This is a genomic window from Rhodococcus jostii NBRC 16295 (genome assembly GCF_001894825.1).
Classification (GTDB): Bacteria; Actinomycetota; Actinomycetes; order Mycobacteriales; family Mycobacteriaceae; genus Rhodococcus_F; species Rhodococcus_F jostii.
Map to the genome: position 1 here is coordinate 1 of NZ_BCWY01000138.1, position 17,399 is coordinate 17,399.

Sequence of the window (17,399 nt, forward strand, 5' to 3'; positions counted from 1 at the left end):
CTTTCGCATGATTCCTCTCCTCCTGATTACATACGGCGGGCGCGCATTCCTGCCATTACCGGTGCTTGTTTGACGACGTCACCTGTGGTGGGTGCGTGGACCATCTGCATGTTCCCGGCGTAGATACCGACGTGGCCGGGGCCGCCGGCCTCCCAGGATCCGAAAACAAGGTCGCCGGGCTTGGCCTCGGACAGGGGGATTTCGGTGCCGACCGTCCACTGTTGTTCGGAGGTGCGGGGAAGGACGGTCTTGCCGCCGGTGGCCCGGGCGTAGGCATATTGGGTCAGTCCCGAGCAGTCGAACCCGCCCGCGGACGGGCCACCCGCGCCGCCGCCGCCCCACACGTACGGGGTGCCGAGGTACTGGCTGGCCGCCTCGACGACATTGCTGCCGCCGGCTGTGGGGGAGGGGACGAACTCGCCGCGGCTGCCGGGCTGCTCGAACTCGGGAATGTCGGAGAGGACTTTCTGCACGTAGGGTCGGGTTTCGCTGGAGTAGTCACCGCCGGAGGGCATCCCACCGGCTTGCTTGATGGCCCCCTCACCGGCGTTGTAGCTGGCGATGTAGAGCGAGAGTGGGTCGCCCTTCACGGAGCCGTCGGCGATCCAGCTGTCGACCGATCGCGCGATCTCGCAGAAGTACCTGCCCTGAGCCATCACGGCGTCTCCGACATCGCCTTGGGAGATCCGGCCGTCGCCGTCGTCGTCGCGGCCGTAGACGGCCCAGGTGCCATCCATGAACTGGGTATAACCTCTTGCGCCTGCGGGGCTGGTGACAGGACGGAACCTGCTTTCGGCTTTGGTGTCCGCGGCCAGCAGCGCCGGGCTGATCTGCGGGCACAGCGATCCGCCCTTGCGGAACCATTCTTCGAATGCCGGTGGGACACTGCCGGGCTTGAGGTTACCGCCGCCCGGGGTGCCGAAGCCCTTGCCGCAGTCGACGGGGGTGGTTGCGGCCATGAGATCGATGGTCGATCCCGGTGCGCTCACGTCCTGTCCGGATGGTGCAGGGGCGCCGCCGAGTTTGGTCGTCGGGTCGATCGCGGTGCCGCCCTGCAGGCGGCCGCCTTCCCAGTACTCGAAGTGCAGGTGCGGTCCGGTGGATCCGCCGGCGTTGCCGATCTCGGCGATGTGGTCACCGGCCTTGACGGTCTGCCCGGGTGTGACGTGGATGCCGCTGGCGTACATGTGTCCATAGACGGTGGAGACCGGGCGGCCGTCGACGACGGAGTCGATGATGATCCAGTTCTCGAAACCGACACCGGGGCCTTCCCCGCTCGAGCCGGCGGCGGCGACGAGGCCGTCGAGGGCGGCGTAGATCGGGGTGCCGACCGGGCCGGCGAAGTCGACACCTTTGTGCATCGCTCCCCAGCGGGGTCCGAAACCGGAGGTGAACGTGATGGTTCCCGGTGCGGTGGGTTGCTGGATCGGCCCGGACGGGGTCAGCGCCGCCGCCGGCCGATCATCGGGTGTGCTTTCTGCGCGCGTGCCCCCGGAATCGGAGTGGACGGGCCGGCAATGTTTGGGCAGGTCGATGATCGCCCCGCCGGTGCAGGCGCTGGCCAGCCCGCTGGTGAATGACGCGGCAAGCACAGCCGCAGTCAGACGTCGAGCGGTCATGCGATCGGGCCTGGCAAAGGTGTGTCGAGTGCGGGGATCGGGATGGGGCCGGGGACCGGCACGGGGGCGGGGCTGGTGGCCTGCTGGGCGGGCGGAGCAGGCTCCGAAGACGACCGGGACTCGGGGATGCGTTGCGGGCTCGGTGCTGTGGCGGGTGACGGCGTGGTGGTGGCGGTTGTCGTGGTGGGCGCTGTGGTGCGCCCGGTGGTGGGAGCGGCCGCGGCCACGTCGTCGAGGTTGAGCGCCGGGAGGGGCGAGTCGACCTGCCAGCCGTCGTCGGTGTCGGTGACCGCGACGGTCATTGTCCCAGCGCTGGTATCGACCTCCACGGTCGTTCCGGTGGTGCCGGTGTCCGGTAGGGTGCGGGTCGGCCCGAGAATCGACACCGGTGCGGTCGGCCGGGCCGCCGCGAGGGTGTCGTTGACGCGCTCGGGGCGGGTGACACGGCTGAGTGCGACCGCCCACTGAGTTGGCGATGCGGTGGTGTCGACGAACGCGTGTGCGTAATACATCGCCGCTGTTGCGGGGCTACGACCGATCGACCTGGCCGACATCGACGCGACTTCGGTCTCGGTGATCTCCGTGGCTACGGCGGTCCGGGAGGCCGCCGTGTTGGTGTTGGTGTTTGCCTCGTTCGCGAGTGGTTCGGCGGTGTCGCCGGCTGTCCCGGTGACCGCGGTGACCATCAGGCGGGCGAGGTAGAGGACCGCGACCATGATCGCGATCCCGCTGGCGAGCCGGCCGGGACTGCGCAGCACCCAGCTGCGGATCGCGGTGGTGATCGGGTTGGCACCTGTTCTCACCAGTTCACTCCCAGGTCCCGATTCGGCCGGTCGAGCACTCCCGTCGATTGCGCCGCCGCGGTGTCCTCACGCAATCCCGCCCGGGGCAGATCACTGCTGACGGGCCTTGTCGACGACGAGGCCGGTGCGGGGCGGGTGATCGACACCCACGGACGCTGCGGCTTTCCGGACGCGTCGGGTTCCTCACTCGGCCGGTAGATGGTGGTCGGTGCGATTATCGCGTCCGGCCCGCCGTCCCACCGGTTCGCGTCCTGATGAGGAACGAAGACCTCACTCTCACCGGTATCGAGGGACTCGAAACCGTCGGTGAAACCCGTTGCGGGGGTGTGTTTGCGCAGATCGGCGAGTCCGGTGCGCCCGTTGCCGTCGGCCGGACTGGCGGTGAGGTTGACACCGGGGAGTCGGGTGCCGGACTCGGGCCCCTCCGGGGACGTTTTACGCAGGTCCGCCACCGCTCCGCCCGCGCCGCCGCTGCGTAGGACGGCCAGCTGTGCTTGGCGGGCGCGGTCGCGGTAGTCGTCGGTGCGTGCGGCCGACAGTGCGCGTCCTTCCTGCCGGATGATCGGGGGCTTGTTGCCGCCGATCATGTCGGACCACTGCCGCCCTGCCGCGTTTGCGATGCCGTTTGCGGTGCAGCCGGCGCCGACGAGTTCGAGGCTCTTCTCGGCCAGCCCCATGGCGGGGTTGGTGACCATCGAGCTGGCGGTGAGCAGTTTCTGCTTCCAGGAACCGTGCTTGTGCCGGTCCATCGCGCCGCCGATCATGCCGCGATGCGACTGGGTGATGGTTTGCGAGAGCCGTTTGAACGGGCGCAACAACATCCAGAAGACGATGGTGAGGATGACCAGGAACCACAGGCGCCACGTCCCGTCGACCGCATCATTGCGGTACAGCTTGATCAAGATCAGCAGGTAGACCGACATCAGCACCGCGGCACCGACCGCCCACAGGTAGATCCCGCCGAGGATGCGCCCGACGCGGAGCAGGATCGATCCGGAGACGATGGCGAGCGGAATCCACACGGGGGCGGTGATGATCGCCAGCCGGATCGCCAGCAGCGCCGAGAGTTTCAGCACCGAGGACCCGATCCACAGGATGGAGGGCATCGACGTCTTGACCATCGACAGGAACCCGGTCGTGACCCGGCTCGAGTCTTTGCCCTGAAAGGTGTAGAACGAGAGCCCCTTGCTCTCCAACGGCTCGACGACCTCCCGCCGGAACTTCTCGGCCTTGGCCTCGTCAATCTCCTTCTGGGCCGCGTTGTCGGCCTTGATCCGGGCCTGCTCGTCGTAGGTGTAGGCGATCGACTCCCGCAGCTTCGGCCACAGATCGTCGAGCGTCGTGTCGTTCGCGTTGGTGCCGAAATACCCTCGCTGCACGTCCGGGATGATGATCCGGTCGGTGATCACCAACCGCGGGTCGTCGGTCATGCCCGCGGAGTTGAAGATCTCGCCCTGGGTCTTGGTGATCAGCGCGCTGAACGTGTCGTCGGAGATCTGGATTGCCTTCGCCGGGGCACCGACCATCAACCCGCCGATTGCCAGCGCGCCGGCGCCGATCGCGAGCTGCCGGAACACTGCCGGGGCATCTGATCGCAGACCGCGGTAGAGGATGATCAGCCCGGCCGCGGCCACTCCCAGACCGAGCCACGGCCCGTAGACGGTCGGCCGCAGCGAGTCGGAGACCGCGAGCACGATCTCGTCGAACTGTGCGATCGCCCCCTGGCGGCCGGTCTCGCGTCCTTCGGCGGGGGTGTTGGCCTGCTCGTCGAGCCAGAACGCCGCGGCCGCGAACGATTGGCCGATCGTGAGGAAGGTGTTTCCGATGTCGGTCTTGTTGCGCACCAGCGATACCCCGGTGATGTCCTCGCCGCAGCCGAGGTCGTAGATGTGCCAGGTCAGACCGGCCCAGCCGTGGCCGCCGTACCCAGTGCCGGAGAGCTGGGATTCCGCTGGCTTGTCCACCGACGCGGAGTCGAAGAATGCCGGCGCCGCCGAGTTCGGGGACTGCGGTGCCGGCACGTCCTTGCAGTTGAACCCCCCGGCCTGGGCGGTGGTCTGCCCGCACAGGGCACTGAGCCCGACCAGCATCATGACCGCGCACAGTTGTGTGATCCGCTGCAGCAGGTGTGCGGGCGAGCTGGCGGTGCGGGCGGTGGGCATCGAGAATGTCCTTCCCAGAGGGGGGTCAGGCGGCGGTGGCCCGGGAGTTCAGTGCTTGCGCGACGTGGGCGATGTGGGTGAAGTTCGTCCAGTTCGCGCGCACCAGTTCGATGTCGCCGCCAAGGCGGACGACGTAGGTGCGGGCTTCGTCGGCGCCGGTCTTCGCGGCGCGCTGTTTGCGGGCCTTGTTCGCGCGCGGGTCGTAGGTGTCGTTGCGGCCCCCGCCGAGCTGGTTGCCCAGGATCGTCTCGTACCCCTCACCTTCGTCGAGGCCGAGGAGTTTGAGTGCGTCGGAGATCGCCCGTTCGGAGGAGCCGAGTCGGCCGATGATGATCTCGTCGGTCAGCTGCGACTGGTCCTGGTCGTCTGCGCCGTCCGCCAGCCCGAGGAAATCGCCGGCGAGCTGGCTGCACACCAGTGCGCGGGTGCGGAACTTGCGGGTGTCGCGGCCGAGCCGGACGTAGAGGGTGCGGCCGGATCCGGACTGCTTGAGATACTTGTTCTCGTCCAGGAATAGCAGTTTCGGCAGCGAGCGCGGCTTGTCGTAGACCAACCGGGTCGCCAACCACGCCGCCAGGTGGATCAGCGGTCCGGCCAGGCGTTGGCTGTCGGTGGCCGCACTTGCTTCGGCCTTGTCGTCGATCTGCAGGCCGGGCATGGTCAGGATCGTCAGGCGCTCGTCGATGACCGAGTCGAACAGTTCGGCGGCGGCGTCGTCGCCGGCCGTGGCCGATGGGAACAGGACTCGGGCGTCGCGCAGCTGCGACATCGTGCGCAGCATCGGCCCGATTCGGCCCGCGGCGGTGCGCAGTCCTTCTCCGATGACGGGGGTGTTCTCGGAGTCGTTGGTCTGGCCGTTGGTCTGTCCGTTGGTCGGGCCGTGGGCGGCCCCGTGGTCGTTGGTGTAGACCACGCCGGCGGCGATGTGGTCGATCGCGTCGAGGACTTTGCCCAGATGGTTGGTCGGCTGGCCCCCGATCATCGCCGCGGCCATCCGGACCACGCTCTTGGCGTCCCGGTCGCTGCGGTCGTCGGTGTCGAGCATCGAGATCAGTACCCAGGACGCGAGCTGGACTCGTTCGGCATGGGCGGCGCCGCGGTCGTCCTCGTAGGCGGCTGCTGCGGCGGCTGCCGGGTCGGATTCGTGTGCGTACTCGGGATGGTCGGGGCGGTAGATCTCGTCTGCCGGGTCGGGTTCGGACACGACCCGGTAGACGTTGAGGACTCCGGGTTTGGCGCCGCGGCCGGTCAGCTCGTAGACCCGGGTGAAGGGCTTGAGTTCGGGCAAGTCGGCGAGGGCGCGCAGCGGCCCGGACGGGTCGAGGATCACCGCGTGCGCGCCCAGGCGCAGCGCCTGGTAGGTGATCATCCCGGCCAGATGGGTTTTGCCGGCGCCCTGGACGCCGACCAGCGGGGTCAGGCCGCCCTTGTCGAAGAAGTCGTGGGCGGCGAAGAGGTTCCAGGCGACCGGGCGGACCGAGATGGACGCGGTTTCGCCGAGGATGATGCCTTCCTCGTCACCGATCCGGTCGGCCGCCGCCCCCATCCCTGCCGACATGGCGAGGACGCTCATCCTGCGCTTGTGGGCGGTGTTGGCGAGCTTCTCACCGGGCATGAATTCTCTGAGCAGGTGGTACTGGCCGTTCTCGACTTCGAGTTCGACATCCGGTGCGTACTGCTGCTGCAGCTTCGAGACACGATCGCGCACCTGCTGCGGGGAGGAACCGGACACGGCGATCCGCCACCACCCCGATCCCCTGGTAGCCAGTGCCCCACCGTTCGACATCTCCGTCCGCAGGCGCCGGGACAACCCGTGCTGTGCCGCCAACTCATCGGGTGGGGTCTCGTCGTGCTCTTCGGTGTAGTGCCGGTACTGCGCCTCGATCGCGTTGCGCTGCTTCTGGATCTCGCCGAGGGTTTCTTCCGGGGTGTGCAGGGTGATCCGCTCGGACCACTCCAAGGGCAGCCCGAGCTGATCGCCGAGCAGCTGCCACGGCATCTTCTGCTCGGGGATGGCCAGTGGTGCCATCCTCCCCACCGTCAGCACCGCCACGTACGACCGATAGGTGCGGCCGGCGATGGTGCCTTCGACGACGGTGTGTCCGGCGCCGGGCGTGTAGTGCATTTCCGTCAGGTTGCTCAGCGACAACAGATCGGGCAGACCCCACCCCGACGGTGCGTTCGCGGCCGCCGGTTCGGTCAGTGGCATTCCCACCGCGGCCGAGCGGCGCAGCAGATAGTCGATCTGACTGCTGTCGGCCGGCAGGGCTTCGACACCGGGGGAGAGCATCGCGCGCTCGATCTCGGCGATGTGTTCGGCCGCGGCGTCCTGCTCGGCGTGCAGGACCTGCTCGGACCACTTCGACAACCGCGGGCCCACACCCTTCACCCCGGTGCACATGTCGGCCACCGCGACGATCGCCTGCGCGGTCATCGACCGCCGGGGGAGTTCGATGCCCCAGTAACGGCGCTTGCGGGTAGGGGCGGAATCGAGCAGCGCGACTTGTTGTCCGACGAGGTAGTCGTCCCACGCGAGGGCGCCGGGAACGTCGGGGAGGCGGTCCTCGGCGAGCTGCGCGTGTGCGCGGCCCCATTCCGTGACCGGCCAGGGTTCGCGCACGGTGCGCCGGTGGATACCGGAGACCCCTTTGCTGCGCAGTTCCGCCAGCACCAGCGCTTCGTCCCGGATGAACCGCGACTGATCGGCAATCGCCCGCATGCTCCACGTGCCGGGCGATTGCACGAACCACAGGGTGGCGGTGTCGTCGGTGATGGTGACGTTTCCCAGTACCGCCCGCAGCCGCCACTTGGACTGCTTCCGCAGCCGCGCCCTGCTGCCGCGCTCAGCGGCCGCACTGGTCGAGTGCCCCTGCGGGGCTCGCCGAGACTTCTTCCCGCGCCGCTTGCTGCCTTTGCGGTGGGTGGGTTCGGTGGGCGCTTCGGCGGGATATTCGGGGCTGGTGACCGGGGAGGGGGCGGTGAGTAGTGCATCACCGAGGCTCGCTTGTGGTGCGGCGGTGTACGGGTCGGCGGTCTGCAGACCGGCTTGGCGCGCTGCGCGCAGCCACGACTCGGGCAGCACCGGCGGCAGTGCACCGGGAGGGGGGACGAGGTCGGCCGGGTCGAACCGGTTACCGGGATAGCTCATGACCTACCTGCTCGTAGTCGTAGGAAGTCGTGTGATCGGCGTCAGCGGGGGTGAGGCGAACGCGCGCGATTTGGTCGGGGATCGACACCGACTGCGGCGCGTTCTGGGTCTTCTTGTTGCGACCGGCCACGGGCCGTGGCGAGGTGAGGTCGTTGATCGCGGACCGTGCCAGTGACCGGATGGTGCGTTCGTGACCGAGCCCGTCGACGATCCGGTTCGTCCCGAGATAGGTCAACCCCAGCGCCACTGTGACGCTCCAGCCGCTCCACGGCAAGGACAGAACACCCATCACGAGGATCAACGACAGCAGAAACAACAGCGCACCGATACCCACTGCCTGCCATCTGATCGGTCTCGGGAATGCCCGCCCCGGAGGTCCTAGCCAGTGCTGATCCACCCGGTATAGGTCGTCATCGGTCTCGATCACCGCTGTCTCCTCACCGGCGCTCGCTGATGGCGCGGCCGATTGCGAACACAATGGCGGCAGCGATTACCACACCGAAGATGATCGTCATGGCAGACATGGGATGAGGTCCTCTCGAAAAGGGTGAGTCCGGATGGGGCTGTGTCCGCTACCGGTCACACGCCGGGGACGATCAGCCGGATGAGTCCGGTGCCGACGTTCATCGCCGCGTCGGGGTTCGCCGACAACCCGAACCAGCCCAACGCGATCAGGGACAGGCTGGCGATGGTGATGACGGCAGACCAGGACGAGCGAATCGCCTTCGCCAGAAGCACAATCGCTCCGACGCCGAGGATCGGAGGGACTACCTGCTCGCGGAGGAAATCTCCCACCCCGCTGGTCTCGATCCCCTCCTGTGCCAGGAACGTCAGCTGCGACGCAGCCTCGAAAGACTCATGAAGCATGCTCTCTCCCAAAAGATTCGCGGGCAACACCGAACGGTGACGTCAGAACATTGGCACAGGGCGGCTTCGGCACACGAAGACCCCCGCACGCGCTCGGGCGTGTCGCTGCGGGGTCCACTGAGGGTGGGGCCGGTTGGCGGTGGGTCCACGAGGATGGGTCGTTTCGTGGCGGGGGCACTGAGGGTGGGGACCGGTCGCTGCGGGGTCTGCTTGGGTGGGGGCCGGTCGCTGCGGGGACGGGTGCTGCCCTCCGAGCACGCTCTCTTCGGACAACCCTCGCGAAGAACGTGATTGGCCCCATGTGGGGCATGTGTCGACGATTGGGGAACGGTGATGCCTGCGCCCCCACTCCCTTCGGGAGACGCCTCCCCCCTACGGGGGGAGGCGAAGTTGAGAATAGCGCCCGGACCGGTTTCAGCGAACAGTGGTTTAAACACCACTTGGCAGAGAGGTTTTGGAGGTCCCGGCGGGGTTCGCCTCACGGCGCCTGGGACGCACTCGCAGGGGCTGCGGACGGGGCGACACGCCCGAGCGCGTGCGGGGGTCCTTGGTGAATCCTCCGGCGAGCGGATTCACTGTGTGCGCATCAGCACCACGCAGATGTCCGACCGAGAAAGGGTTTCCGCGATGCCGTCGAATGACCCTGTGGGCGAGTTCTTCCGGGATGTGTTCGGTCCTCCCGGTACCTCGTCGCGCACCGGCGGAGGTAGGCGGCCCGAGCAGTCAAGGGAGGAAGAAACAGCGCGGTTCACCCCGTGGGTGCTCGTCCTCCTGGTCGTCGCCATCGTCGTGTGGTGGGCGCCGACCCTGCTGGAGTCCGCTCAGATCACCGAGCTGTGGCCGCGTTCGCCGCTCTGGGCGCACTGGCTCATCGACTTTCGGACCAGGCTCGCCGTCGCCGTCGCCCTCGTCGGTCTCCTGGACTTGAGCCGGTTCCTGCGGTACCGGCAGCGGCGGATCCTGTCCGCGGTGGTGCGGCAGACCACCGGTCACAGCCCCGTGCGGATCAGGCTCAGTGTGCGTACCGGGTGGCACAGCACCGCGTGGGCGGCAATCCGCCTGCCGCAGGGAGCGGTCGTCGATGCGAACCGGCAGGAGCGTCTGAATTCGGCAGTCAATGCGTTGATCGTCGGATCGCCGCTGTGGCACCGCGTGCGCGCCGCGTTACCGACTCTCGCACCCACCCGACCCCTGCGATTTCTGCCGCGGAAGACGAAGGCGCAGATCCACCGCGCCCCGGCGGGCGAACCGGGACCGGACAGCCTTGCACCCTCGACGCCGAAGGCGGAGCAATGAGCCGATTCCTCGAATCCACAGTCACCGACTGGAAGTACGTCACCGCGTTCCGGGCCGACAAGAGCACCATCACGATCACCCGTCAACCGGTGCTCCCGGACACCCGCAGCGCACGTCACCGCATGCTCGCCGAGCTGTTCTCCGACGGCAAGGCCCTGCAGGACGTGACGGTGTCGGTCGACTGCTACGCCTACGACGGAACCGAAGCCTCCTACCGCATCCACTACAAGCCCACGCTGGCCACCGGCATGGAAGCCAACCGGCACAAGCTCTCCGAGGCTCTGCTCGCCGCCCTCGGCACCCACGAATCGGGGCAGCTGTGGCGAGTGGACTGGGCCCCGGAGCAGCCGATCATCACCCTCTCGCTCCGAAAGCCGCTCGCGACAATGGTGATGCATGCGCTGAAAATCCCGGCCGCCAACCTTCCTGTTCCACAACTCGACGAACGCGGAATCGCGCGACGCCAGCAGATGCCCTGGCCGGGAAGCGACCCCAGCGTGCCCGGGCAACGCCTGCATGTCCCGTACGCGTCCTGCGAAACCGATGCCGGCGTCGTCGACGCCTACTGGAACATATCCGACGATTCGTCGGCACCGCACATGCTGGTCGTCGGACCGACCGGCGGCGGCAAGACGGTTCTGCTGACCACCGTGATCACCGAACTCACACTCCGCGGAGTCCCGGTGATCGGTGTCGACCCCAAACGCATCGAACTGCACCAATTCCTCTGCTACCCGGGGGTCCCCGCGATTGTTTTCGAACCCTTGCGGGCCGCAGAGTTCATCTACGCGCTGTGGCGCGAAATGCACGCGCGGACCAAGTACATGCAGACCCAGCGTCTGAAGGCGCGCAACATGCCGCTCCTGGTGGCGGTGCTCGACGAGTTCTTCATCCTCTCTGCGGCCTGGACGCAGCTGGCCAAGTCCGGCACCGATGAGGAGAAGGAAGTCATCAAACGCTGTAACCCACTCGGGCGGATCGGCGAACTCGTCGCTTTGGCCCGCTCGGCAGGTATCCGCCTCGCCGTGGGAGTTCAACGCCCCGATGCGCACCTGTTCGGGCGGGATTCCGGCAGTGTCCGCGACAACTTCCAGACCCGAGCAGCGCTTGCACGGTTGAGCAGTGACGGCGCCTACATGATGTGGGGTGAGACCACTGTCGGCCGCGACATCGACGCCAAGATCCGCGGCCGCGCCACGGTCAGTGACCCCTCCGGCGACCCTGCCCTCGCGCAGGTGTGGTTCACCCCCACCATCGACGACCACCCCGCCGCCCGCAGCGACCTGTCCGCCGAGGAAGCACACGCCGTCGACAGCCTGCGCCCGACTAGGGATACCCCGGTGTACTGCTTCTCGGCCGAGCTGGTGCAGTTCATCGCCGACGAACAGCACCTGATCACCACGATGGCCGATGACGTCCGCGAGCCCGTCGCAGTGTCCGCGTCGTCGGTGACGTCCCTGGTGGACCACATCTCCGATGCGATCCCGGCTGGTGCCCTCGAGGAGGGCATGAACATCGTCCTCGGCCTCGACGACGAACCGGACCGCACCGGCACCGTCCTGACCGTCGAGACCATCCGCAAGATTGCCCGCGACAGCGACGGCACGGTCACCGAGGAGGGCCTGGTGCGGGTGGAGGTGTCGGTGGAATCCACCGGCCGCCGGCCCGAGGTCCTGATCCTCGAATACAGCGGACTCGACACCGTCTTCCTCGCCGCGGTCGACCTCGCTGCCGCCGTCTGACCCCTGATGTCCCGGCTCTATCCGCTCCACCCCCGAAAACACGAGAGAGAGGCCACCGATGGCAGTCCGGCAGATCGAACGAGCAGTGATCCTCGAGCCCGAGGACATCGAGGCCATGCACCGCCCATTCGTCAACAAGGGCAACTCCGACCCCGTCGTTCGTGCCTTCCGAGAAGCGCTGCGGGCCTCCACACCCGGGTGGCTGGCCGCCCTGGACACCGACAGCAAGACCGTCTCCCGCAGCCGTCTCGACGAGCTCCTCACCGCGATCGGTCATCGGCGCGGCCTCGTGGGCGCCCTTCCCGACGGCGAGGTCAAGACCGAGGCACTCGATCAGCTCACCAGCCTCGATGAGCTGATCACCGAAATGCTCGCCCAGCTCGACGGCACCACCTCGGGCGCCGGGAGCCTGTGATGTCCCCGCAGATGACCGTCGCCATCGACGACGGAGGACGCCACGCTACGGCGTATGTGCCGTCGCAGGCCGCGACGCTCGACCTGCGAGGCGACACCGAGCAAGACCTGATGACCGCGGTGTTCGCCCAGGCCCACGCCGAAGCCCGAAGCAGCGGCCAGACGATCACCGTCGCGGTCAGCGGCGGCGCCGACACCGCGCCGAAGCGGCTCGAGGTCGACCCCGACCAGACCATCCGCCCCGCCCCGGAGCAGGCACCGCCGCAGGAATCCGGGGCGCCCATCCGGGAACGGCCCCAGCGCCGCCCGGCGGGCGGCACTCCCGTCGTGCGGATCCAGGACGAGGGCAATGAGCCCACGGTTGCTGTGCGGCTGCCGGCGACCGATCTGACACCCGCACGGGCAGCGGTATCCGCCGAGCGCGAAGGCGGACACGACCGCACACCCCCCGCCCGGCCGCGGCGGCCGTTATCGGGGCTGGCCGCACCCGAGATCGTTCCCGGGACCGGTGAGCCAGCCCGCCTGGGTGTGCGAGGTCGACTCAACGCCATGCTCGGGTTGAGTCTCGCCGCGAAAGCGCAGTCGCCGGAGATGCGGCTGCGGGCCGCCGAGTCGGTGATCACCCGGGCGCTGCCCGATTTCTCGGTGATTACCGTCGCCAACCCGAAAGGCGGGGTCGGCAAGACCCCGTTCGCCGTGGCCCTCACCCAGACCTTGGCCGACCTGCGCGGCGCCAGCACCGTGGTGTGCGCGGATTTCGGCGAGGTCGGCGGCAGTCTCGCCAACCGGGTCGCCGTCCGTCCGTCGCCCGGCAACGACGTCCCCGCCTTGCTGGCAGCACATCCCGACCCTGATGTCGCCATCCGACCCTCAGCGCTCTCGCAGCACCTGACCCGTCAACCGTCGGGTGAGGACATCATCGCGGGACGCCGCGGCGACACGACATCGGTTCTGGGCGAAGACCATGCGGTGCATCTGGCCGCGATCGTGGCCCAGCACCGCGACATCCTTGTCGCCGACACCGGCAACAACCCCCTCGCGGGAAGCTGGCAGTGGGCAGTGAGGGCAGCGGACGTCGTCGTCGTCCCCGTTCCCTTGCGCTGGGACGCCGCCGACGCCGCAGAAGAAATGATCACGGAATTGGCGGCGACCGCCACCGATGTTCTCGCGCGCACGATCGTTGTCATCACCGCCGGCCCCGGGGACGCCCCGATGGTCGAACAGGACACCGTCGAGGCCCTCCGGGACCTGGGAGTACCGCTCGTGGCGCGCATGCCGTTCGAGCCGCTGTTCGCGTCAGGGGAACGTCTTGCACTGTCGCGGCTCGAACCCAAGACACGAGCAGCGCTGACCCGACTGGCCGAAGAGGTCGTCAAGACGATCTCCGGCGCCTGACTCAGCCATCACCCACTCACCTTCGATTCGCATCTGGCCACTTCACGAAAGGCACACAATGAGCAACGCCACCGGCGGCAACCGCGCCGCCCGCCGCGCCCGAGGCCCGCACCGCCGACAGAGCGCCACACACGCAGCCAAGGTGCTGGCAGTGATCACCGCCGCCCTGGCCTCCGGAATCGCCCAGTCCCCGTCCGCGTTCGCCGACCCGATCCAGGGCGGCGTCACCGGCGACAGCACCCAGGAAGGTGTCACCGGCGCGGACACCCCCAGCGGAACCACCGCCCCCACACCAGCACCCGAGACCGCCTCCGTGCCCGAGACCCCGGCGGAACCGGTGTACTGGGTCGAGCCGCCCGCCGAGTACCAGAACATCGAGTTCCAGCCGCTCCCGAACTACGACTACGAAACCAATGCGTATGTCGAGCCGGAGAACTACTCGATCGGTCCGGTGCAGTTCGACCAGCTGCACCTGCCCACGCCGGTGGAACCGACCGCCCCGTTCATCGCCCCACGCGACACCCTGCGCATCGGCGAAATCCATCTCAAACAGCCGAACTGGATCAGCGACGGCGACCGGGACCGCACCAACAACACCCTCTCCGTGGTCCAGGCCGGGGTTTCGACGGGTTGGCGGTCGATCGGTGTGGAAACGTCTCGGGCCGACCGGATCGCCGCCGCACAGGTCGGTGCTGGTGCCGCCGGGGCAGCGCTCGGCGCAGTGACCGCAGGCGGGGCGGCAGCCACCGCGGGCGCACTGGTCGGTGGCACCATCGGCGGCCTCGCCGGAATGACCGCAGGCAACGTCTTCCTTCCCGGACTCGGGTGGGTACCTGCCGGGATCGTCGGCACTGCCGCGGGTGCCGGACTCGGTGCCGCGGTGGGTATCCCCGTCGCTGCGGCCGGAGCGGTCGTGGGCGGTGCGGTCGCCGTCGCGGCGGTGACCCCGATCGCTGCCGGCGACAAGGGTGAACCGCGCGAGATCGAGGTCCCGGACATCGACTCCGAAGCTGTGACCGCCCAGACCGAGACCGTGCTCACCGACTGGGAGAACTCCGGCCCGGTGGGGCAGGCGGCCGCCGACGCCGTACAGGACACGGTCGAAGCTGCGCCCGCGATCGACCAGCAGGCCCGCGATTTCGTCGCTGCCCAGCCCGGCGGCGAGCAGATCATCGAGCAGGTCGACACCACCCTGAACTCGTTCTTCACCGACGCCACGCCCGGCCTGGCCGGAAAACTGTTGTCGGGCGCCATCGGCGGCGGCATTCCGGCCGCGAACTGACACCACGAAGGCGGGTGAACACCATGAAGAAGCCGACCCTCGGCCGATCGACGCCGCGGCATCCCGCCGTGATCGACCTTCTCGGCACCACACCCACCGCCGACCACCCGCCGGGCGCCCGCACCACGGCGCGCGGCAGCCCGGCCACACCACCGCCCCCACCCCGGTCGCCTCTACCGTCCCCCCGCGGCGGCCGCGGGGCGGGAAAGAAGACGATGGCCGCCGTCGCAGCGGTCACCGTCGCCGTGGCCGCCGGGGTAGCCGTCAGCCAGCTGCGCAGCGGAGACAGTGAAACCGCGTCTACCGCGGCCACAACCAGCGCCACCGCAGAGGCTGAGGAGAACGGGCTGCCCGCCCTCAACCTGCCCGAACCCGAAGAGGTCGAACAGACAACCGCGTCGGACGGGGAGTGCCGGGCCGACCGCGGTGACCAGAAGAGCGGGGCGGGCGTGATCGCAGCGTTCAATTTTGCGTACTACAGCTTGCGCAACGGTGAAGCCGCCCGAGCGCTCGCAACACCGAGCTCATCAGTGCTGCCAGGCCCCGAGCTGCAGAAGGTCATCGACGCGGTCCCGATCGGCACCAACTATTGCCTCCGCACCGTCGAACTGTCCGACGGGGTCTACCTGGTCGATCTGTCCGTGATGCAGCCCGCCCAGCCAGTCAAACGCGGCACCCAGACCGTCACCACCCACAAGATCGACGGGCGCTGGTACGTCGATGTCTTCACCTGAGTCCCTAGCTCCGAGGCGGAGTGCTAACGGACCCGAGCGAACGAGGACGTATCCCGTGCAGAGCACGCGCATCATCAGCACAGCCGCAATTGCGCCGTGGGCGCGGGAGTTCCGCACACGATGTGCTCGGCGCAGCGTTGACGAGCGGCGGGCCACCGTGCGCCAGAACGTCGTCGCCCCGCCTCCGACGCACCCGACCTCGGACGGGCCGTTGCTGGTAAATGGGGCCAGCACTGCCAGCTGCGATAACACGCATTGCCGCGTGTGAAGTGGTGCCCGGGTGGACAGTGCAACACCGCAAACACCCTCCGCAACACCGCAACGACCGTCCGCAATGCCACACAGGAACCCACCGGCAGCAACCAGCGGGGCTAATCGAGTGGGACCCCGTGGAAGGAGACCCCGAGCATGACCGACCTGAATATCCGAGCAGCACGAATCCAACTTCACGCCCTGATCGCGGCCCTCATCGTTGCGATCGCCATTGCTATCGGCATCACCACAGGCGCCTTTGTACTGTCCTTCGCCGTGCAACGTGACCTGGCGTTGCAGGCGGGCATCCCGCAATACCTCACCTGGATCTTCCCGGCCATCGTCGACGGCGCAATCCTCGGCGCAACGATCGCGGTCGTTGCATTGAGTAAAATCGGCGGCAGCGCAACGGGAAAACGGTTCTTCCTCTGGCTCGCCGTAGTCGTGGTCTTCATCAGCGTCTTCGGCAACGCCTACCACGCACACCGCTCCGGGCAAGCCGCCGCAAGCAACATTGCAGCCGGCATCGACCTCGGTTACGCCCCGCTGTCGCCGACCGGCGCCTCGCTCATTGCAATCATTCCGCCGTTGCTGGTGTTGGCCTTCACCCACGGTGTCGGCATCCTCATCAAGGCCATCGGCACCGCCCACACCGAGTGCACCGCGGTCGTGCGCGACGCCCGACACCGTGAACAGCAGCGGTCCGACCAGGACACCGCGACCGACTACCGAATGACGGCCCCAGGGCCGATGTCGTCGGTCAACCGCAACGCCGGACGCATTGCGCCGTCCGTTGACCCGACCGTTGCACCCATCGTCTTCGCTGCGTCGGCACCCGATTCATCCGCTCTCGACGACCGTACGGAGACCACCGCTCCGGAACCGGAGGGTCGTCCTGCTGTTGCAGACGCCACACAACCGACCACTGCGAAGCCTGGTGAACTCACCGACGTTAGAGCCCACGCCATGGAACACGAGGAGCACCTTGCACGCAATGCAACGGACATTTGCAACGCGTACGCGCCACAAATCGGCAATCCGCCGAAGGATTCGCAGGAGCGGTTCGTAATGCCGGATAAGGCCCAGACCATCGACAACCTCCTCGCCTTCATCGATACCTGCGCCGACTTCGAACCGGTAGTCAAGGAGACGGCCCGACTGCGAATAACTGAGCAGCGCAGCTACGCCGAGATCGCCACGCTCACCAAAGCCAAGGCCGCGAGCACGGCAATGCGCCGCTTCGACAAGGTCGCGCAACGCGCCGTGGAGGCCGGTTTCCGGAGGCCTCCGTTGCCCGAGCATGAGGACATCGCCGAGGAACGCAATGCGGCAACGCTTGACCACCAGTACACCTTGGTTGGGTCACGGTGATGACGTGCCTCTGGTAAGTGCGGTGAGGACCAGTTCCTGCGCTGGAACCTGAGTGCGATAAGGCCGATCAATAAGCGACAGGAAAAAAAATTCCGTCGGCACCGGCGAACAGCGATCCGCATCACGTCCAGGAACCTTTGCCTAACGTATGCCGTTGTTGCAGACGGCTGAGGTCCTACGAAACGCCAGAGAGTGCAACGCAACGTCGGTGACGAGGCCGCCGACGCCGCAATGCCTGATCTCGTTGCCGACAGGCACCGGCGTTGCGGTGCGGCGCAGGCAACCTCTCAGCGGTGTGCGAGGCCGTTGCCGGC

General features: G+C 67.8%; 13 protein-coding genes. 7 read left to right on the forward strand and 6 right to left on the reverse strand.

What is annotated here, in order from left to right; all coding sequences use genetic code 11:
- Positions 1 to 26 precede the first annotated feature (26 nt).
- From RJ1_RS41955 to RJ1_RS41980, 6 genes are all read right to left on the reverse strand, one after another.
- The gene (locus RJ1_RS41955; RefSeq protein ID WP_073369973.1) at positions 27 to 1,619 is read right to left on the reverse strand and encodes a peptidoglycan DD-metalloendopeptidase family protein; all 1,593 of its coding nucleotides are present in this window, start codon (positions 1,617 to 1,619) and stop codon (positions 27 to 29) included.
- The gene (locus RJ1_RS41960) at positions 1,616 to 2,422 is read right to left on the reverse strand and encodes a hypothetical protein (RefSeq protein WP_083400363.1); all 807 of its coding nucleotides are present in this window, start codon (positions 2,420 to 2,422) and stop codon (positions 1,616 to 1,618) included. Before RJ1_RS41960 ends, RJ1_RS41955 begins: the two co-directional genes overlap by 4 nt.
- Positions 2,419 to 4,584, reverse strand: a complete 2,166-nt coding sequence (locus RJ1_RS41965) for a hypothetical protein (protein ID WP_073369979.1) — start codon at positions 4,582 to 4,584, stop codon at positions 2,419 to 2,421. Before RJ1_RS41965 ends, RJ1_RS41960 begins: the two co-directional genes overlap by 4 nt.
- A 25-nt stretch (positions 4,585 to 4,609) precedes the next feature.
- Entirely contained in the window at positions 4,610 to 7,732 is a 3,123-nt protein-coding gene (locus RJ1_RS41970; RefSeq protein WP_073369982.1) for an ATP-binding protein, read from the reverse strand.
- The gene (locus RJ1_RS41975; protein ID WP_143048829.1) at positions 7,716 to 8,159 is read right to left on the reverse strand and encodes a hypothetical protein; all 444 of its coding nucleotides are present in this window, start codon (positions 8,157 to 8,159) and stop codon (positions 7,716 to 7,718) included. The genes RJ1_RS41970 and RJ1_RS41975 overlap by 17 nt, the downstream gene beginning before the upstream one ends.
- Positions 8,160 to 8,311: 152 nt before the next feature.
- The gene (locus RJ1_RS41980; protein ID WP_061045636.1) at positions 8,312 to 8,599 is read right to left on the reverse strand and encodes a hypothetical protein; all 288 of its coding nucleotides are present in this window, start codon (positions 8,597 to 8,599) and stop codon (positions 8,312 to 8,314) included.
- A 627-nt stretch (positions 8,600 to 9,226) separates the two neighbouring features.
- On the opposite strand from RJ1_RS41980, the gene RJ1_RS41985 reads away from it, so the two are divergent.
- The 7 genes from RJ1_RS41985 to RJ1_RS42015 all read left to right on the forward strand — a co-directional run bounded on the left by RJ1_RS41985 (position 9,227) and on the right by RJ1_RS42015 (position 17,085).
- On the forward strand, positions 9,227 to 9,895 hold the full coding sequence (locus RJ1_RS41985; protein ID WP_143048828.1) for a hypothetical protein: 669 nt from the start codon (positions 9,227 to 9,229) through the stop codon (positions 9,893 to 9,895).
- Entirely contained in the window at positions 9,892 to 11,637 is a 1,746-nt protein-coding gene (locus tag RJ1_RS41990; protein ID WP_073369990.1) for an FtsK/SpoIIIE domain-containing protein, read from the forward strand. The genes RJ1_RS41985 and RJ1_RS41990 overlap by 4 nt, the downstream gene beginning before the upstream one ends.
- A gap of 58 nt (positions 11,638 to 11,695) precedes the next feature.
- Entirely contained in the window at positions 11,696 to 12,052 is a 357-nt protein-coding gene (locus RJ1_RS41995) for a hypothetical protein (protein WP_073369993.1), read from the forward strand.
- A complete protein-coding gene (locus RJ1_RS42000; RefSeq protein ID WP_073369996.1) occupies positions 12,052 to 13,446 on the forward strand; it encodes a CpaE/TadZ family protein in 1,395 nt (464 codons plus the stop codon). The genes RJ1_RS41995 and RJ1_RS42000 overlap by 1 nt, the downstream gene beginning before the upstream one ends.
- 58 nt (positions 13,447 to 13,504) lie before the next feature.
- The gene (locus RJ1_RS42005) at positions 13,505 to 14,728 is read left to right on the forward strand and encodes an insoluble domain protein (protein WP_073369998.1); all 1,224 of its coding nucleotides are present in this window, start codon (positions 13,505 to 13,507) and stop codon (positions 14,726 to 14,728) included.
- Between the two features lie 23 nt (positions 14,729 to 14,751).
- Positions 14,752 to 15,462, forward strand: coding sequence for a DUF8176 domain-containing protein (locus RJ1_RS42010; RefSeq protein WP_240319617.1), 711 nt, complete (start codon positions 14,752 to 14,754; stop codon positions 15,460 to 15,462).
- A gap of 408 nt (positions 15,463 to 15,870) precedes the next feature.
- Positions 15,871 to 17,085, forward strand: a complete 1,215-nt coding sequence (locus tag RJ1_RS42015; RefSeq protein WP_073370000.1) for a DUF2637 domain-containing protein — start codon at positions 15,871 to 15,873, stop codon at positions 17,083 to 17,085.
- Positions 17,086 to 17,399: the final 314 nt, after the last annotated feature.

Coding starts and splice junctions, on each gene's coding strand:
- RJ1_RS41955 (WP_073369973.1), bottom strand. CDS start 1,619: ATGACCGCTCGACGTCTGACTGCGGCTGTGCTTGCCGCGTCATTCACC.
- RJ1_RS41965 (WP_073369979.1), bottom strand. CDS start 4,584: ATGCCCACCGCCCGCACCGCCAGCTCGCCCGCACACCTGCTGCAGCGG.
- RJ1_RS41970 (WP_073369982.1), bottom strand. CDS start 7,732: ATGAGCTATCCCGGTAACCGGTTCGACCCGGCCGACCTCGTCCCCCCT.
- RJ1_RS41980 (WP_061045636.1), bottom strand. CDS start 8,599: ATGCTTCATGAGTCTTTCGAGGCTGCGTCGCAGCTGACGTTCCTGGCA.
- RJ1_RS41985 (WP_143048828.1), top strand. CDS start 9,227: ATGCCGTCGAATGACCCTGTGGGCGAGTTCTTCCGGGATGTGTTCGGT.
- RJ1_RS41990 (WP_073369990.1), top strand. CDS start 9,892: ATGAGCCGATTCCTCGAATCCACAGTCACCGACTGGAAGTACGTCACC.
- RJ1_RS41995 (WP_073369993.1), top strand. CDS start 11,696: ATGGCAGTCCGGCAGATCGAACGAGCAGTGATCCTCGAGCCCGAGGAC.
- RJ1_RS42000 (WP_073369996.1), top strand. CDS start 12,052: ATGTCCCCGCAGATGACCGTCGCCATCGACGACGGAGGACGCCACGCT.
- RJ1_RS42005 (WP_073369998.1), top strand. CDS start 13,505: ATGAGCAACGCCACCGGCGGCAACCGCGCCGCCCGCCGCGCCCGAGGC.
- RJ1_RS42010 (WP_240319617.1), top strand. CDS start 14,752: ATGAAGAAGCCGACCCTCGGCCGATCGACGCCGCGGCATCCCGCCGTG.
- RJ1_RS42015 (WP_073370000.1), top strand. CDS start 15,871: ATGACCGACCTGAATATCCGAGCAGCACGAATCCAACTTCACGCCCTG.